General features: G+C 45.0%; 18 protein-coding genes. All 18 read left to right on the top strand.

Translation table 11 applies throughout. The annotated features are described in order from the left end of the window. Positions 1–49: 49 nt before the first annotated feature. The 18 genes from BLW34_RS01310 (at position 50) to BLW34_RS01395 (ending at position 17,744) form a co-directional block, all read left to right on the top strand. The gene (locus BLW34_RS01310; protein WP_090574536.1) at positions 50–2,857 is read left to right on the top strand and encodes a monovalent cation/H+ antiporter subunit A; all 2,808 of its coding nucleotides are present in this window, start codon (positions 50–52) and stop codon (positions 2,855–2,857) included. Beyond that, positions 2,857–3,186, top strand: a complete 330-nt coding sequence (locus BLW34_RS01315) for a Na+/H+ antiporter subunit C (protein ID WP_090574538.1) — start codon at positions 2,857–2,859, stop codon at positions 3,184–3,186. The genes BLW34_RS01310 and BLW34_RS01315 overlap by 1 nt, the downstream gene beginning before the upstream one ends. Next, on the top strand, positions 3,183–4,709 hold the full coding sequence (locus BLW34_RS01320) for a monovalent cation/H+ antiporter subunit D (protein ID WP_218138716.1): 1,527 nt from the start codon (positions 3,183–3,185) through the stop codon (positions 4,707–4,709). Before BLW34_RS01315 ends, BLW34_RS01320 begins: the two co-directional genes overlap by 4 nt. Then, the gene (locus tag BLW34_RS01325; RefSeq protein WP_090574540.1) at positions 4,709–5,200 is read left to right on the top strand and encodes a Na+/H+ antiporter subunit E; all 492 of its coding nucleotides are present in this window, start codon (positions 4,709–4,711) and stop codon (positions 5,198–5,200) included. The genes BLW34_RS01320 and BLW34_RS01325 overlap by 1 nt, the downstream gene beginning before the upstream one ends. Continuing rightward, positions 5,194–5,463, top strand: coding sequence for a K+/H+ antiporter subunit F (locus BLW34_RS01330; RefSeq protein ID WP_090539363.1), 270 nt, complete (start codon positions 5,194–5,196; stop codon positions 5,461–5,463). The genes BLW34_RS01325 and BLW34_RS01330 overlap by 7 nt, the downstream gene beginning before the upstream one ends. 3 nt (positions 5,464–5,466) lie before the next feature. Beyond that, positions 5,467–5,829 carry a Na+/H+ antiporter subunit G gene (locus BLW34_RS01335; protein ID WP_090574543.1) on the top strand — a complete coding sequence of 121 codons (363 nt, stop codon included), beginning with the start codon at positions 5,467–5,469 and terminating at the stop codon, positions 5,827–5,829. Positions 5,830–5,991: 162 nt separating this feature from the next. After that, complete coding sequence (locus tag BLW34_RS01340; protein ID WP_090539359.1) at positions 5,992–6,300, top strand: c-type cytochrome; 309 nt, start codon at positions 5,992–5,994, stop codon at positions 6,298–6,300. A 165-nt stretch (positions 6,301–6,465) separates the two neighbouring features. Continuing rightward, positions 6,466–7,209, top strand: coding sequence for a fumarate/nitrate reduction transcriptional regulator Fnr (gene fnr, locus BLW34_RS01345; protein ID WP_090574760.1), 744 nt, complete (start codon positions 6,466–6,468; stop codon positions 7,207–7,209). A gap of 232 nt (positions 7,210–7,441) precedes the next feature. Beyond that, positions 7,442–8,167, top strand: a complete 726-nt coding sequence (rpsB, locus tag BLW34_RS01350; RefSeq protein WP_090574545.1) for a 30S ribosomal protein S2 — start codon at positions 7,442–7,444, stop codon at positions 8,165–8,167. A 188-nt stretch (positions 8,168–8,355) separates the two neighbouring features. Further along, positions 8,356–9,252: a translation elongation factor Ts gene (gene tsf / locus BLW34_RS01355; RefSeq protein WP_090574547.1), complete on the top strand. Its 897-nt coding sequence runs from the start codon at positions 8,356–8,358 to the stop codon at positions 9,250–9,252. A gap of 23 nt (positions 9,253–9,275) precedes the next feature. Beyond that, positions 9,276–9,989: a UMP kinase gene (gene pyrH / locus BLW34_RS01360; RefSeq protein WP_090539354.1), complete on the top strand. Its 714-nt coding sequence runs from the start codon at positions 9,276–9,278 to the stop codon at positions 9,987–9,989. A gap of 23 nt (positions 9,990–10,012) precedes the next feature. Next, positions 10,013–10,570: a ribosome recycling factor gene (gene frr, locus BLW34_RS01365; RefSeq protein ID WP_090574549.1), complete on the top strand. Its 558-nt coding sequence runs from the start codon at positions 10,013–10,015 to the stop codon at positions 10,568–10,570. Between the two features lie 4 nt (positions 10,571–10,574). Next, the gene (locus BLW34_RS01370; RefSeq protein WP_090574551.1) at positions 10,575–11,372 is read left to right on the top strand and encodes an isoprenyl transferase; all 798 of its coding nucleotides are present in this window, start codon (positions 10,575–10,577) and stop codon (positions 11,370–11,372) included. Between the two features lie 38 nt (positions 11,373–11,410). Beyond that, positions 11,411–12,235 carry a phosphatidate cytidylyltransferase gene (locus BLW34_RS01375; protein ID WP_090574553.1) on the top strand — a complete coding sequence of 275 codons (825 nt, stop codon included), beginning with the start codon at positions 11,411–11,413 and terminating at the stop codon, positions 12,233–12,235. Beyond that, a complete protein-coding gene (gene ispC / locus BLW34_RS01380; RefSeq protein WP_090574555.1) occupies positions 12,232–13,419 on the top strand; it encodes a 1-deoxy-D-xylulose-5-phosphate reductoisomerase in 1,188 nt (395 codons plus the stop codon). Before BLW34_RS01375 ends, ispC begins: the two co-directional genes overlap by 4 nt. A gap of 80 nt (positions 13,420–13,499) precedes the next feature. Beyond that, entirely contained in the window at positions 13,500–14,867 is a 1,368-nt protein-coding gene (gene rseP, locus BLW34_RS01385; RefSeq protein ID WP_090574557.1) for an RIP metalloprotease RseP, read from the top strand. Positions 14,868–14,869: 2 nt separating this feature from the next. Continuing rightward, positions 14,870–17,185, top strand: coding sequence for an outer membrane protein assembly factor BamA (gene bamA, locus BLW34_RS01390; RefSeq protein WP_090574560.1), 2,316 nt, complete (start codon positions 14,870–14,872; stop codon positions 17,183–17,185). A 58-nt stretch (positions 17,186–17,243) separates the two neighbouring features. Further along, positions 17,244–17,744 (top strand): OmpH/Skp family outer membrane protein, encoded by a 501-nt coding sequence (locus tag BLW34_RS01395; protein ID WP_256203518.1) that lies wholly within the window; start codon positions 17,244–17,246, stop codon positions 17,742–17,744. The last annotated feature ends 40 nt before the right edge of the window (positions 17,745–17,784 follow it).

Below are 17,784 nucleotides of genomic sequence, written 5' to 3' on the forward strand. Positions count from 1 at the left end.
ATGAAGTGATTTCCTGCGCTTCATTACACAAAAAGAAAGTAGTTATTTCATGAATTTGCTGTTTATTGTTCTAATGCCATTCATTGGCGCTCCTTTTGTTGCAGCTATTTCCAGGTTTGGGCGGTTGCATGCTGCCTGGATGGCAGGTGCTGTTGCGCTGTTTGCCATCATTTTGCTAATCCCTGGCTTAATCGATGTCTTTGCAGGACAAGTGCTCATTCAGCGTTTGAGCTGGATTCCCACGGCAGGTCTTGATCTGGCTTTTCGGCTGGATGGTCTGGGTCTTTTGTTTGCCTTACTGATATTGGGAATTGGCTTACTCATCATTCTGTACGCGCGCTACTATCTGTCTGCGCAGGATGATATGGGGCGCTTTTATGCTTATTTGCTGCTGTTCATGGGCTCCATGTTGGGGATCGTACTCTCCGAAAATATCATTCAGCTGCTGATTTTTTGGGAATTGACCAGTCTTTCTTCCTTTTTGCTGATCAGTTACTGGCAGCATCGTCACGAATCACGCAGCGGCGCGCGCCTGGCGTTGACGATCACAGGTGCGGGAGGGCTGGCATTGCTTGGCGGATGTTTATTACTCGGTGAAATAACTGGCAGTTATGAGTTGTCCGTGATTCTGGAATCGGGTGACATCATTCGTGCCCACCCGTTTTATCAACCGATGCTGATATTGATTCTGCTGGGTGCTTTTACCAAATCCGCACAATTCCCTTTTCATTTCTGGTTGCCCAATGCCATGGCTGCCCCTACACCGGTATCGGCTTATTTACATTCTGCAACCATGGTCAAGGCGGGGGTATTTTTACTGGCGCGGCTATTCCCGGCGCTGTCTGGTACGGTGGAATGGTTTTGGTTAGTCAGTGTAACAGGGCTCATTACGTTGCTTGCCGGCGCTTACATTGCGCTGTGGAAGCACGATCTCAAAGGGTTGCTGGCCTACTCCACGATCAGTCATCTGGGACTGATTACCTTGCTGTTTGGTATCGGCACGCCGATGGCTGCGGTAGCTGCTGTTTTTCATATCATTAATCATGCTATTTTCAAGGCATCCTTGTTTATGGCGACTGGCATCATCGATCACGAAACGGGCACCCGGGATATGCGAAGGCTCAGAGGATTGTGGAGATTCATGCCACATACCGCATTACTGACTATCGTTGCTGCCGCAGCCATGGCGGGCGTGCCCCTGTTGAATGGTTTTTTATCCAAGGAGATGTTTTTTGTGGAAACCTTGCATGCTATTGATCAGTCGTGGGGATGGCTGATGCCGGCTGGTGCAACCTTGGCTGGCATCTTTGCCGTGGCTTATTCGCTGCGTTTCATCCATAACGTCTTTTTTGATGGTCCGCCGGTTGATCTGCCAAAAAAACCGCATGAACCACCTCGTTGGATGAAAATTCCGGTGGAAATCCTGGTGGTCTTGTGTTTAGTGGTGGGTGTGCTTCCTGCTCTGACCGTCGAGCCGATTCTGAATATTGCAGCCGCTAGTGTATTGCATGAACCAGTGCCTGAGCATGATCTGGCGATTTGGCATGGATTTAGCCCTGCATTCTGGATGAGCGTTATCGCCATGCTGGGTGGCGTTCTGGTTTATTTTGGATTTAGCACTTTTTTGTCTCTGCGTACTCATGCGGGAGACTGGCCTGAAATGAGAGCTGTTTATCATCGCTTGCTGGAAGGATTGTTTCTTGTCTGCCAGTTTTTTACCCGCTTGCTTCATATTGATTCTTTACAAAGAATGGTGTTCGTCTTTATCTTGTTTGCTGTGTTACTCGGTGCAGCGAATTTCCTGACGGGGGAGGCAGCTGTGCTGACGGGTGATCGGGAGTTGCTGACTATCGATGGCGTGAGCCTCATCATAGCACTGATCATGATGGCTGCAGCGATGAGTACTGTCCTGCTTCATCAGCAACGCTTCGTTTCCTTGATTATGATCGGGACTGTTGGACTGGGTGTGGCCTTGATATTTGCTAAATTTTCAGCCCCTGACCTGGCGCTGACACAACTTTCGGTGGAGGTTGTTACTATTATGCTAATGTTGTTGGCGCTGTATTTCTTACCGCAATATACGCCAGTCGAATCAAAACCATTTCGACGGAGTCGTGATTTGCTGTTGGCAGTACTGGCTGGCGGTGGGGTCGCATCGTTGGTCTGGGCGGTATTGACTCGCCCTTATGAAACGATTGCAGATTATTTCATAACTCATAGCGTGCCGGAGGGTGGGGGACGCAATGTGGTCAATGTGATCTTGGTGGATTTTCGCGGATACGATACGCTGGGTGAAATTACTGTTATGGCCTTGGCTGGATTAGGTATTTATGCCATGCTTGAGCATCTTCAGCTGAAAGGCCCGAGCCATGATAGTTTAAAGCGTCCGTGGGATGAAGATAAGCATCCCTTGATCATGGCGTCACTGACCCGCGTGCTGTTGCCGCTGGCGCTGTTGGTTGCTGTTTTCATTCTGTTACGTGGACATAACCTGCCGGGTGGCGGGTTTATCGCGGGGCTCATTACGGCAGTCGCACTTATCACTCAGTATCTGGCTAATGGTATTGGCTGGACGCAAACGCGTCTTCCGATCAATATGCATATTGTTATTGCTATAGGCTTGCTGTTTGCGGCGATGACAGGCATAGCGAGCTGGCTGTTTGGCTATCCGTTTTTAACTTCTGCGTTTGGCCATCTGGATTGGCCGCTGGTGGGTGAATTTGAACTGGCCTCTGCGATGGCATTTGATCTGGGAGTTTATTGGGTGGTTGTAGGGGTGATCTTGCTTATCATGGTTAACCTAGGAATGGTGCACAGCGAAAGCCATTTTGTAAAAAGTGACCATAAAATACGTTAATGGAAGCACTGATTTCTCTGATTATCGGCGTACTCACTGCTTGCGGTGTTTATCTTTCGCTACGCGGCCGTACTTTTCCCGTGGTGTTGGGGCTGACATTTTTATCTTATGCGGCTAACCTGTTTTTACTCGCAATGGGTAGGCTGGTCATCGGCGCGCCACCCATCATAGCCGACGGAATGACCGGCTATACCGATCCATTGCCTCAGGCGCTGGTGCTGACTGCTATCGTGATTAGCTTTGCCATGACTGCATTTGTGGTCGTGCTTGCGCTCAAGACATACAAGGAGCTGGGTAACGATCATGTAGATGGAATACACAAACCATGATGGCGCACCTTGTCATCGCACCTGTGCTGTTACCCCTCTTCGCAGGCATTTTACTATTACTGTTAAATCAACGAAGTACTGTACTCGAACGTGGTTTGAGTATTTTTTCAATCATCGCTCAAATTTTTCTGGCTTTCAAGCTGTTATCTATTGTCAGCAGCGGTGACATTCTGGTCTATGCACTGGGTAACTGGCCGGCTCCTTTTGGCATCGTTCTGGTGGCAGATCGCCTGGCTGTCTGGATGCTGGTTATTACAGCGCTGCTTTCCCTGTTTGTGTTACTTTATGCCATCCCTGTTACTGAGCGGGCGGGCAGACATTTTCATGTGCTTTTTCAGCTGCAGTTGTTTGGCTTGAATGGTGCATTTTTGACGGGCGATTTGTTTAATCTGTTTGTGTTTTTTGAGATCCTGCTGATTGCTTCCTACAGTTTACTTCTGCATGGCGGCGGACGCTTGCGCACCAAAGCGGGTTTGCATTTTGTTGTGATTAATCTGGTTGGTTCCACGCTGTTTTTATTTGCGGTAGGAGTCCTTTATGGCACACTGGGTACGCTCAATATGGCCGATTTGGCTGTCAAGCTGGCCTTGCTGCCTCTTGGCGATAGCGCCTTGGTGCGGGCAGCCGGCTTGTTGTTATTTGGTGTGTTCGCGCTCAAAGCAGCACTGGTGCCATTGCATTTATGGCTGCCTTCAGCTTATGCCCAGACCTCTGCGCCTATTGCAGCACTGTTCGCCATTATGACCAAAGTCGGCGCTTACAGCATTTTGCGTGTCTACACCCTTATTTTTGGTGCTGAAGCGGGGCTGGGTGCCAATCTGATCGAAGGATGGCTACTACCGCTGGCACTGATCACCCTGGTGGTTGGAATGACGGGTGTGGTCGCCAGTACGCATTTGCGACAGCAAGTGGCTTATTTGGTGATAGTGTCTATTGGTACAGTGTTGACTGCATTTGGTTTGAATACTCATGAGGGAATTGCCGCCGGTCTTTTTTATCTGTCCCATTCTACTTTTGCAACAGCTGCATTCTTCTTGTTGGCTAATACGATCGCCATTCGTCGCGCTGAGCTGGATGATCGATTGGATCCGGGTACTATCATTCCTCATTCACGCCTGATCGGTGCGTTCTTTTTTGTAACGGCGGTATTGCTGGCAGGACTTCCGCCACTATCCGGCTTCATTGGAAAATTCTTGATTTTGCATGCCTCGCTGGCGCACGAGGCGCTCCCTTGGATTATGAGTGTCATATTGATAACCAGCTTGTTGGGTTTGATTGCATTGACCCGTAGTGGTAGTCTGCTGTTTTATCGAGCGCAGCCATCGAAAGTATTGGCCACAGGTGTGATTACCATCCATCCTGTTTACAAAGAGCTGTTGCCGATTGTCGGCTTACTCGCTTTATGTGTGATGTTGGTGATCGGGGGGGGGGCTGTTACACAATTTCTGCACTTTACCGCTGAACAGCTACTGCAAACATCTCATTATATTCAGGCTGTGCTCATGACTGGAGAATTACCTTGATGCATCGCTTTTTACCTCATCCAATTCTTGCATTGATATTAGCAGGGATTTGGCTGCTACTGGTTAATAGTATCCACCCGGGACAGATTGTCCTGGGATTGCTGCTTGGCTGGGTGATTCCTTTGCTCACGACTCAGTTCTGGCCGGAGGAGGTGCGAATCTATAAACCATTTCATCTGCTTCGCTTTGTAGGCGTCATACTGATCGATATCATACAGGCCAATTTCACTGTTGCACGGCTTGTTCTGGGACGTCCGGATCGCTTGCAACCTGCTTTCATATCCATGCCGCTGATTCTCAAATCGAATCTGGCCATCAGTTTTCTGGCTAATGTGATTACCCTGACGCCTGGCACGGTATCAGCGCGCCTTTCCCATGATCGATGCCATCTGCTTGTGCATGCGTTAGATGTGACCAATACCGAAGAACTCGCCAATACCATCAAATCCCGTTATGAGAGGCCGTTGAAGGAGATTTTCGAGAAATGTTGAGCGCTGCCGTATTTATAGCCTTGATGCTGGTTACGGCAGCAGTTGCATTGAGTTTTTGGCGATTGTTGTGTGGCCCAAGTATGCCTGATCGGATTCTTGCACTCGATACCTTGTATATCAACACGATTGCCTTGTTAGTATTGCTTGGAATCCATCTTTCCAGTGGATTGTATTTTGAGGTGGCCTTGATTATTGCGGTTATGGGGTTCGTAGGTACTGTGGCTGCATGCAAATATTTGTTGCGTGGCGATATCATTGAGTGAGTGATGCTGGAAGTTTTTATTTCTTTATTGATCCTGACAGGTGCAATCTTTACGTTTATTGGGTCGTTAGGACTCGTTCGACTTAAGGATTTTTATACCCGAATTCATAGCCCAACCAAGGCAACTACTTTGGGGGTAGGTAGCTTGCTGATCGCTTCAGCATTATATTTTAGTTATCTTGAAAGAAGTATCAGCTTGCATGAGGTGCTCGTGACGTTGTTTCTTTTTATCACTGCTCCGGTAAGCGCGCATATGCTTACCAAAGCAGCGCTTCATCTTGGGTTACAGTCGCTTGCAAGATTACCGGAGCAGCAAGTTAACCGTCAACATAATGAGCAGGAAGCTAAACATGATCAGGGTGATTGATGCGCTATCTGGTGTCCAAGCCATTTCCGAGGTTTAGATAGTTTATTGTTTAAACAAGAGAAATTGGATTGCAGGGGGTTGCAGGCGATTTTGGGTGCTCAGTATGATAGACTATAGATTAGAGTATCTAATTATTTAAGAAGAAGTTAACAGGAGAGAAGAATGAAGAAAAAATTACCTTTGTTGTTATTAGGCTGTGCGCTGATCGTATTGAGTGGTTGCTCACGGGATAAATATATGCCTGTGGCCGGTGCAACACCCGAAACTATTTTCCAGGAAGCTTGTGCAAAATGCCATTCTCCTGTAAATGGTAAAGTCATGGCGCTAAGTCCTGAAACGGCAAACGTGGCTGCTATTATTGATAGAGTGAGAAATGGAAAAGGTTTTGCTATGCCAGCTTTCCCTAATCTCATGGGGGATTCAGTGGAAGATCTGGCGAAGTATGTATTAGAAAATAGCGCAACTAAATAAATTACTGCCGGCTGTCATTTTTTTTCTGTGGCAGAGATTCCAGCTGGCCGTTATGAGTTGTTCCCCATGCCGCATAAGAATTTCTGAATGATTTGCTTATGCGGCTTTTTTGATTGAAGCAGTCATTTGAGGTTGACTCAATTCGCATTTAACCAGGAATTTGCTTTGTCTAATAACGCAATAGCCAGAGGTTACGTTGTATCGAGAGCTGAATCAAAATGTGCAACGTGCAGTTTGCGAGAGTTGTGTTTGCCAGTGGGTCTTGATGAACGGGAGACTGAGATCCTGGGAGACTTGATTAATCATAAATTCAGAATTCGCCGTGGAGAACATTTGCTTCATGCCGGATTAGATTTTAGTTCACTTTATGCTGTCCGGAATGGATTTTTTAAATCTTATGTGCTTGATTCGGATGGTCGCCAGCAGGTTACTGGTTTCTATATGACAGGGGAGTTATTGGGGTTGGATGCGATCAGCTCAGAGAAACATACCTGTAATACTGTTGCTTTAGAAGATAGTGAGGTTTGTGAAGTTCCTTTTGGGAAGCTTGAAGAGGTTAGCCGAAGTATTCCTTTGCTTATGCACCATTTTCATAAAATGATGAGTCGTGAGATCGTGCAAGATCATAACATCATGATGCTATTGGGTAGTCGGAAAGCTGAAGAGCGATTGGCTGCTTTTTTGCTTAATCTGTCGGGACGCCTTGCCAAGCGAGGGTACTCATCAACAAATTTTATTCTTAGAATGACGCGAGAAGAAATCGGCAGTTATCTGGGACTTAAACTTGAAACGGTTAGCCGTTCATTATCCAGATTGCAAGAAGAAGGAATTATTACGATAAATAACAAGCACGTCAGACTAAACGACATTCCTCGATTGAGTCAAAAAATCTGCGGTTCCTCAGATTGATAGTAGCTCTGTGATTCATGATTTATTGCTGCATAAGCAATGTCTTTGGGTTGCAAAGGCTTTTCTTGAGAGTAGGCTGGAGCGTGTTATAATCGCCAGCGCAATTAGATCTCAGATTTGGTTGTAATTCAATATAGTTAATATTAATAAATACACACACTCGTCATTGTAGGGTGCTTAGTAAGCAGGAATAGCTGGAGACGAGTGGCGGTTTAACCCTAAAGGAAAATTTATGTCAGTAAATATGCGTCAAATGTTAGAGGCGGGTGTGCATTTTGGGCATCAGACCCGTTTCTGGAATCCCAAAATGGCTCCGTACATTTTTGGGCAGCGAAACAAGATTCACATTATCAATCTTGAAAAAACATTGATAATGTTCGAGGATGCGATGAAGTATTTGAGCAGACTTTCTGCAAATGGGGGCACAATCTTGTTTGTAGGGACAAAACGCCAAGCACGCGACATCGTACGCGAAGAGTCGACTCGCTGCGGTTCCCCTTATGTAAATCAGCGATGGTTAGGGGGGATGTTGACCAATTTCAAAACAATCAAACAATCGATCAAACGTCTCCAAGAGATGGAGGCAATGGTGCAGGATGGTTTGCTTGCCAAGCTAGTCAAAAAAGAGGCGCTCAATTTTCAGCGTGAGCTCGATAAACTCAATAACAGTCTAGGAGGTATCAAGGAAATGAAGGGGCTTCCTGATGCCATGTTTGTTATTGATGTGGGATATCAGAAAGGCACAATCACTGAGGCAAACAAACTGGGTATTCCGGTTGTGGGCATCGTCGATACTAATCATAGTCCTGCTGGCGTGGAATATGTTATTCCGGGTAATGATGATTCAGGTCAGGCGATCCGCCTTTATGCGCGTGCAGCTGCTGATGCCATTTTGGAAGGCCGCAATCAATCTATCCAGGAAATCATCGAAATGAGTAATTCTAGCGCTGAGAGTTAATTGGATATCGCTGGAAATACCGAAAGCAGGTAGTTTAGGCATGAAAGGCAGAATTTGAAATGTGAAAGGAGTTCAATTTCAAGTTTTGTGATAAAAAGAAAAAGGTAAAGTAATAGAAAGCGTCATTTAACTTTCTCATTGTGTTTTTAATTAATCAATAATTGTAGTTTTTAGTACGTGGAGCAAATATGGCGGAAATTACCGCAAGTATGGTAAAGGAATTACGTGAGCTAACGGGCTTGGGTATGATGGAGTGTAAAAAAGCCTTGGTAGAAACGAGCGGTGATATGAAAGCGGCGGAAGATCTTTTGCGAATTAGGAGTGGTGCTAAAGCGAGCAAGGCTGCTGGGCGTATCGCAGCGGAAGGTGTTATTGGGGCTTTTATTTCGGCAGACAAAAAAAACGGCGCATTGGTGGAAATCAACTGCGAGACTGATTTTGTGGCTAAGAATGACGATTTTGTCAATTTCGCAAAAAGTTTAGCCCAGTTGGTTGCAACAAAAAAGGTTACTGATACGGATGCGCTGGCAACCATGGTGCTGCCTAATGGAGAAGCTGTTGAGGCATCCCGTCAGGCTTTGGTGATGAAACTGGGTGAAAATATCAGTATAAGACGAAGCGTTTGTTACGCTGCAAAAGGTTATCTTGCGATGTACCTGCATGGATCAAAAATTGGTGTGATGATCGATTACGCGGGTGGAGATGAAGTGCTCGGTAAAGATTTGGCCATGCATATTGCAGCAAGTAAGCCGCTGTGTGTCTCTAGCGATCAAATATCATCGGACTTGTTGGAACATGAACGTCATATTTTTACTGCGCAAGCTGCTGAAAGTGGAAAGCCAGCCAATATTATTGAAAAAATGGTAGAAGGCCGAATAACCAAATACCTGGCTGAGGTGACGTTATTAGGTCAACCTTTTGTCAAGGATCCAGACCAGACTGTTGAAAAATTGCTTGCTGCTAAATCTGCTGTGGTTAATGGTTTCACACTTTTCGTGGTTGGTGAAGGAATAGAGAAAAGATCTGACGATTTTGCGGCCGAAGTAATGGCCCAGGTAAGTCAAGTAAAAGAGAATAAAGCATAGTAGTAGATTAGTTTTTCTTGTTTATGCCATCTATTTATAAACGTATCCTGCTGAAACTTTCCGGTGAAGCCCTTATGGGCGATGATAAGTATGGGATTAATCGCGATGTGGTGGAGCATATCGTAGTTGAGATAACGAAGGTATCCCAGCTTGGTGTTGAGGTTGCAATTGTTGTAGGAGGTGGAAATATTTTTCGTGGCATGAAATCTGCCGGTGACGGAATGGATCGAGTGACTGCAGATTATATGGGCATGCTGGCTACAATAATGAATGCTCTGGCCTTACAGGACGCGATGCGGCGAAAAGGCTTAATATCACGGGTGCAATCTGCGTTGCGAATTGATCAGGTTGTGGAATCCTATATACGCAATAAGGCAATACGGTATCTCGGAGAAGGGAAAGTAGTGATATTCGCTGCGGGCACAGGTAATCCTTTTTTTACTACCGATACTGCTGCTGCTTTGCGTGGAATGGAAGTGAATGCAGATATTGTACTCAAAGCAACTAAGGTGGATGGTATTTATTCCAGTGATCCTAAAATAAATTCCAATGCGACGCGCTATCAACGCTTATCCTTTGATGAAGCGATTGCTAAAAATCTGCAAGTCATGGATGCTACAGCTCTGACACTCTGTCGCGACCAGAAATTGCCAATCAATGTTTTTAGTATCTTTAAATCAGGTGCGCTTATGAGGATACTCATGGGGGAAGACGAAGGAACCTTAGTGAGTATTTGATGATTCAGATAGGATGATTAATTATGATCGCTGGCGTTAAAAAATCTGCTGAGCAAAAAATGCAGAAGAGTCTGGAAGCACTTAAAACTGATTTTAGCAAGGTGCGAAGTGGGCGTCCTCATACAGGTCTATTGGACCATATCATGGTTGATTACTATGGAACTCCGACACCTATTAATCAAGTTGCTAATATTAGTTTGCCCGATGCGCGCACCATTGGTGTGGTGCCTTGGGATAAGAAAATGTCAAATGCTATTGAAAAGGCCATTCGTGATTCTGATTTAGGATTAAATCCGATGACGGTCGGTGAGATGGTTCGTGTGCCTATGCCGTCGCTGACTGAAGAGAGACGGCGTGAACTGGCCAAGATTGTAAAGAACGAAGCAGAATCTGCTCGCGTTGCCATACGTAATGTTCGTAGAGATGCAAATGCTCAAATGAAAGAATTACTCAAAGACAAACAGATCTCTGAGGATGATGATCGACGAGGTCAGGAAGAGATTCAGAAGCTTACTGACCGGTACATTGCTGAAGTTGATAAATTATTGCAAGCCAAAGAAGCCGAATTGATGGCTGTGTAGGTATATGCCACAAAGTCCGAGCTCAACTCGCGAAATACCAGAAAAAGGTAAAATTCCCAGACATATCGCCATCATAATGGATGGTAATGGGCGCTGGGCAAAAAAACGCTTCTTGCCAAGAATAGCTGGGCACAGGCAAGGTGTAGAGGCTGTAAGGGGTGCCATTAAAGCCTGCATTGAACAGGGTGTGGAATATCTCACGCTGTTTGCTTTTAGTAGCGAAAACTGGCGCAGGCCGGAGGAAGAAGTCACGTTCCTGATGCAGCTTTTTGTGAGCACGCTTGAGCATGAAGTTATCAAGTTAAATGAAAATGGGATTCGCTTCAAGGTTATAGGTGATCTGTCCAAATTTGATTCTAAAACTGCAGAGTTTATTCGTCAGGGCGAAGAACTGACCGCTAATAATACTCGGTTGATATTTACAGTTGCAGCAAATTATGGCGGGCGTTGGGATATTATGCAGGCTGTCCGGAAAATGATGATTCATTCACCAAATTTGCTGGAAAATTTCAATGAAACGGATCTTTCCAAGCATTTTGCGATGAGTTATGCGCCTGATCCAGACTTATTTATTCGGACTGGTGGAGAATGCCGCATCAGTAATTTTCTGCTATGGCAATTAGCATACTCGGAATTATATTTTACTGATACGCTTTGGCCAGATTTCGATGCGCATGCACTTGATTTAGCGATAAAATCTTTTCAGCAACGAGAACGCCGGTTCGGTCGAATCAGTGAGCAACTTCAAAATATGCCTGTTGAAAAAGGAATGACCACAATTGCTGCCAAGAAAAAATTCTAGTTTTTATATTTCTCAATTCAGCGGGATGTGACCCGCTCATGCTTAAAACCCGGATTCTTACTGCTATTATTCTGATAGCTTTTTTTATATCAGCTTTATTTTATTTGCCAGCGATATTTTGGGGAGCATTGCTTTTAGGGCTGACTATTGTTGCGTCCCGCGAGTGGTGCAGGCTTGCAAGATTTACAATCAATCAAACTATACTCTATTTAATTTTAACGACATTGCTTGGGGGAGAGCTGCTACTAATGCTGAGTGAGGCAGTCGCTAGTAATCCAAACAGTACAAGCATGATATGGATCTATGTGGTGTCCTGTTTATTCTGGGGGATAGTTGCGCCGATTTTATTAAAGATATCGTATCCGGTTAAAAACATAAGCTTGCTAATGCTGATGGGCTGGTTAGTACTCTTGCCAACCTGCTTGGCTTTATATCAATTACGAGCTATTAATCCTTTGTTGCTACTTGGATTTATGGGCGTGATCTGGGTATCAGACAGTGCGGCCTATTTTGTCGGGCGCTCGTTTGGTAAGCATAAACTTGCTCCTGAAATCAGTCCAGGTAAAACGTGGGAGGGTGTGGCTGGGGCTTTAGTAGCTGTTTTTTGCTATGCGCTTATATGGGGACAAGTGATAGAGAGCGGCATGGTAGTAATCGGGCTTGTTGTATTGTCGCTTGTACTGGTCGGATTGGGAATTATGGGTGATTTATTTGAGTCGCTGATGAAGCGACAGGCTGGTGTAAAAGACAGTGGCCATATCTTGCCTGGCCATGGTGGTATACTCGATCGAATAGATGCGCTTACTTCAACATTGCCAATTGCAGTATTGGTATTTCTCATTTTTTATTCATTAGAACTATGACAGTAACTCGCCACCTGACCATACTTGGATCTACGGGAAGTATTGGTGAAAATACATTGGATGTAGTAGCTCGTCATTCCGACCGATTCCGCGTTGTTGCGCTTACTGCTAATCAGAATGTAGATAAAATTTTTGCTCAATGTCAACGTTTCCGCCCCTCCTATGCAGTTATGCTGGATGCGATCAGTGCTGAGCGTTTGGATAAAAGAATAAGAGCGGCTGGAATGGATACGCAGGTATCAGCGGGAGTTGAATCATTGGAAAGGGTGGCTTCTTTACCTGAAGTAGATACTATCATGGCGGCAATTGTGGGTGCTGCTGGGATCCGCCCGACGATTGCTGCAGCGCGCTCTGGCAAGAATGTTTTATTGGCAAATAAAGAAACGCTGGTGATGGCCGGTCGTATCTTCATGGATATAGTGAAACAGTGCCGCGCTATCCTGTTGCCAATCGATAGCGAGCATAACGCTATCTACCAATCATTGCCTAAGCATTTTAATGGAGACTTCACTTCCGCAGGTGTTCGCCGTATCCTGCTAACGGCATCAGGAGGTCCTTTCCGACGCCTGGCATTATCCGATTTAGAGCATGTAACACCGGAGCAGGCCTGCGCACATCCTAACTGGGTCATGGGAAGAAAGATTTCAGTAGACTCCGCAACCATGATGAATAAAGGCCTGGAAGTTATTGAAGCACATTGGCTATTTGATGCTGCACCAGACAAAATTCAGGTTGTGATTCATCCACAAAGCGTCATTCACTCCATGGTTGAATATATTGACGGCTCGGTTCTCGCGCAGTTGGGTAATCCAGATATGCGCACCCCAATTGCGCATGCACTGAGTTATCCTGACAGAATGGAAAGTGGTGTGAGATCGTTGGATATATTTGAAATTGCACAATTGAATTTTGAAGCGCCAGATTTTGCACGTTTTCCTTGCCTGAGACTTGCCTATGAGGCATTGTCTGCGGGAGGTAATATGCCAGCAGTGCTTAATGCTGCCAATGAAGTGGCTGTTGAATCATTTCTCACAGGTCAAATGGCATTTACCGAAATTCCATCCATGATTGCGCAGGTTATGCAGACAATCAGCCGGGAAGAGATTGCGACATTAGAGGATGTGCTTGCAGCGGATGTGATGGCGCGAGAGGTTGCACGAGAATGGTTGATGTGTCAGGCTTGATGCTAGAACAATCTCTTTATCTGTTTTGATCCCATTTTAAGTGCTTCGGAATTTATTGTTACCATCATGTTTGATTTGATATGACGCTACTTTTTACAATTCTTGCTTTTGTTGTCGCGCTAGGCGTATTAATTACCTTTCATGAGTTTGGCCACTATCTGGTTGCTCGCTGGAGTGGTGTAAAGGTTTTGCGCTTTTCAATTGGCTTTGGTCAGCCACTGTTTAAAAAGCGTCTAGGTAAAGATCAAACCGAATGGGTGATTGCAGCCCTTCCCCTCGGGGGATATGTCAAGATGCTGGATGAGCATGAGGGAGAAGTTTTACCCCAGGATTTAGCGCGCGCATTTAACCGCCAGCCTGTCTCAAAGCGTTTCGCAATTGTTGCTGCAGGGCCGATCGCTAACTTTTTGTTGGCAATTTTGCTTTATTGGCTTCTCTTTATGTCAGGAGTTAGTGGCATAAAGCCAGTACTGGGTCCAGTAAAGCCATTGACACCCGCCGCCTTTTCAGCTTTTGAGGAAGGGGAAACTATTGTAAAGATTGAGAATGAATCTGTTGCAACATGGCAGGATGCGCGTTGGATATTATTAACCCATGCAGTCGACCGTAACCCTGAGGTAACAGTGGAAACAGTTACTGATCGCGGAGAAATTGTCTGGCGGAAATTGAATTTAAGCAGCATGGAGGCCAATGATCTGGATGGAAATTTCCTGGAAAAAGTTGGTTTGGTAAGTTATCAACCTACCATGGCACCCATTATAGGCCGGGTAATTACGGATGGAACTGGTCATCGTGCAGGGTTACTTGCCGGGGATGAGATTCTTGCAGTAAACAATCAAGACATTTTGTCCTGGGAAGAATTCGTTAAAGAGATTCGCGCCAGTCCGGGACAATTGCTTATCCTGGAAATCTTGCGTGATGGCAAGACAATGGATATTTCTGTCACACCGGATAAGGCGATTGAAGGTAATACAGAGATCGGGAAAATTGGCGTTGCTCCCAAGATTGATCGTGCAGCGATAGATAAATTCTTGGTTAATGTGAGTTATCCTGCCGGAACAGCATTGCTGAAAGCATTCGATAAAACCTGGGAAATGACCATTTTTACTTTTCGGATGCTGGGGAAAATGGTGGTGGGTGAAGTTTCGTGGAAGAATATGAGTGGCCCCATTACGATCGCTGATTACGCTGGTCAATCAGCACAAATGGGGATAATTGCTTATCTTGGATTCCTTGCGCTGATCAGCGTGAGTCTTGCTGTGCTGAATCTATTGCCTATCCCTGTATTGGATGGGGGGCACTTAATGTATTATGTGATCGAAATTATCAGAGGTTCCCCATTGCCGGAAAGAGCTATGGTGATTGGCCAACAGATTGGTATGGCGATGTTGTTTACCCTCATGGTTATTGCTATATACAATGATATTTATCGGCTTATTTCTGGTTAAGCATGAAATTCAGGTGTCTTGTCATACTTTATTGTTTATTCTATTCACTTGTTGGTGAAGCAGCTGAACCATTCGTTGTAAAGGATATTCGTGTTGATGGGATACAGCGTACCGAAGCGGGAACAATCTTTAGCTATCTTCCTATAAAAGTAGGTGATGTGCTAGATGAAGCTAAAGCCACTGCTGCAATCAAAACACTTTATGAAACTGGCTTCTTCCAGGATGTAAGACTAAAAGCCCAAGATGGATTACTGATTGTGGAAATACAGGAGCGTCCTGCCATTGCCCAGATTAACATCAACGGTGCCAAGGAATTTGAAAAAGATAAGTTGAAAGAAGGTCTAAAACAGGCAGGCCTAGCCGAATCGCGTATCTTTAGCCGCTCCTTGTTGGAGAAAGCTGAACAAGAGCTAAAGCGGCAATATATCAGTCGCGGCAAATATGCTGTCAAGATTACCACGACTACAACCCCGCTGGAACGTAATCGTGTAGGGATTAATTTCGATATTGAAGAAGGTAAAACAACCAGAATCCGCCAGATCAATATTGTGGGTAATGAAGCCTTTAGTGATAGTGATTTGGTTGGCTTGTTTGTGCTGAGAACCCCAGGACTGCTGACCTGGTTCACAAAAGATGATCAATATTCGAAACAAAAATTATCTGCCGATCTAGAAACGTTGCGATCCTACTATCTTGATCGTGGATATCTGGAGTTCAATATCGATTCTACCCAGGTATCCATCACGCCTGATATGAAGGACATCTACATTACCATCAATATCACCGAAGGACCGCAATATACGGTTTCAGATATCAAGCTTGCTGGAAATTTCTTGGTGCCAGAAGAAGAATTACGCAAACTGATTAAACTCGAGCCAGGTGGTGTATTTGTTCGAGAAAGATTAACAGAATCCGTCAAACTTATTACCGACCGGTTGGGCGATGAGGGTTACGCATTTGCCAATGTTAACGCTTCGCCTGAGCTCGATAAGGAGAGCAGGAAAACCGCTTTTACTTTTTATGTTGATCCGGGGCGCCGGGTTTATGTGAGACGTATCAATATCAGTGGCAATGATCGTACCCGCGATGAAGTCATTCGCCGGGAGTTTCGTCAGATGGAGGGGGCTTGGCATTCAACCAGCCAAATTAATCGCTCCAAGCAGCGCGTTGACAGGTTAGATTTTTTCACGAGCGTCAATGTGGAAACTCCCCCAGTGGCAGATGCGCCTGATCAGGTTGATATCAATGTTAATGTGACCGAGAAGCCAACAGGTGCGATCATGTTTGGGGCAGGCTACTCAGATCTGGAAGGTATTATTTTAAATGGCTCTGTTTCCCAGAATAACATTTTTGGCACGGGTAATTTTTTGAGCGTCTCAGTCAATACCGGTAGTGTCAACAAGATATTCTCGGCATCTTTTACCAATCCCTATTATACGATTAACGGAATCAGCCTTGGGTTTGATGTTTTTAAGCGGGATATTAATACTCGATCGTTACCCAGCGTTGGAATTTTTAATACAGATACAGCCGGTGCGACGTTACGTTTTGGTATCCCGATAGCGGAAAACGATATTGTTTCTTTGGGCTTGGGTGCTGAACATACGAAAATTGATCTGAGAGCCAACAGTCCTCAGCGCTTTTTTGATTTTGTAGAACAATTTGGGAGCACGACCAATAATCTTCCTATCACGCTTAGTTGGGCGCGTGACAATCGTGATAGCGCGATATGGACAACTTCTGGGACGACACATCGATTATTTGGAGAATTTAGTTTGCCTTTTGCTGAACTGGAATACTACAAGGCGAGCTATGAGCATAAATGGTTTTTTCCTATTTCGAGAATATTCACCTTGATGCTTAATGGACAAGTAGGCGTTGGGGATGGTTATTCGGGTGAATCGCTGCCTTTCTTTAAAAATTTCTTTGCAGGGGGCTTTAATTCGGTCCGTGGCTACAATATTAATTCACTGGGGCCTCGTGACCCTGTATTGGATGAGAATGGTAATCCAATACCAGGAAGACGAGGAACTATTGTAGGGGCGAGTAAGCGTGTTGTCGGCAGTGCAGAAGTATTGTTTCCAGCCCCCTTTATGAAAGATGAAAAGACCGTACGGTTAGCGGCTTTTATTGATGGCGGGAATGTCTTCAATGATTGGTCACAACTGGATCTAAACTTCTTGCGTTTTTCTACAGGGATTGCTGTGACATGGATTTCTCCAATGGGTCCTCTGAGGTTTAGTGTTGCTCAACCATTAAATGATCAGAAAGGCGATGATATACAAAGATTCCAGTTCCAGTTGGGGCAAACATTTTAAATCCAGATCAGCTGATCAGGAGGAGCAATTGAACTGCAAGCTTTTATGGTTGCAATGGTTGATCACGCTGTTTACGCTGGTTTTCCTTATTGGCGGGTATTCCGGTGTCTTAGCAAGAGAAATCAAGATTGGGGTTGTGAATACCGAGAGAATCTTGCGGGAATCAGCCCCTGCTATCCTGGCGCAAAGAAAAATAGAGAAAGAATTTCTGGTTTATGATGAGCGTATCAAAAAAATGGCTTCTGAAATCAAAGACCTGCAGGAGCAATTAGAGAGGAATGATAAAAGCATAGCAATAGAAGAAAGGCGAACCAAGGAGCGTGAGCTTGCTAACATTAGTCGCCAATATCAGCGTGCACAACAACAGATGCGGGAAGATTTAAGTATGCGTCAAAATGAAGAATATAGCTTGATTTTGGAACGCGTTAACAAAACCATTAAAAACATAGCAGAAAATGAGAGCTATGATTTGATCTTGCAATTACAGGATTCAGTTTATCGCAGCCAGCGTATCGATATCACGAATCAGGTTATCAGGGCACTTGCAGGGCAGGAGTAGGTAACCGAAAAGTAATTCATATTTTATGTGATGCTTTCCA

Origin of the sequence: Nitrosomonas sp. Nm58 (assembly GCF_900107335.1) — a bacterium.
GTDB lineage: Bacteria > Pseudomonadota > Gammaproteobacteria > Burkholderiales > Nitrosomonadaceae > Nitrosomonas.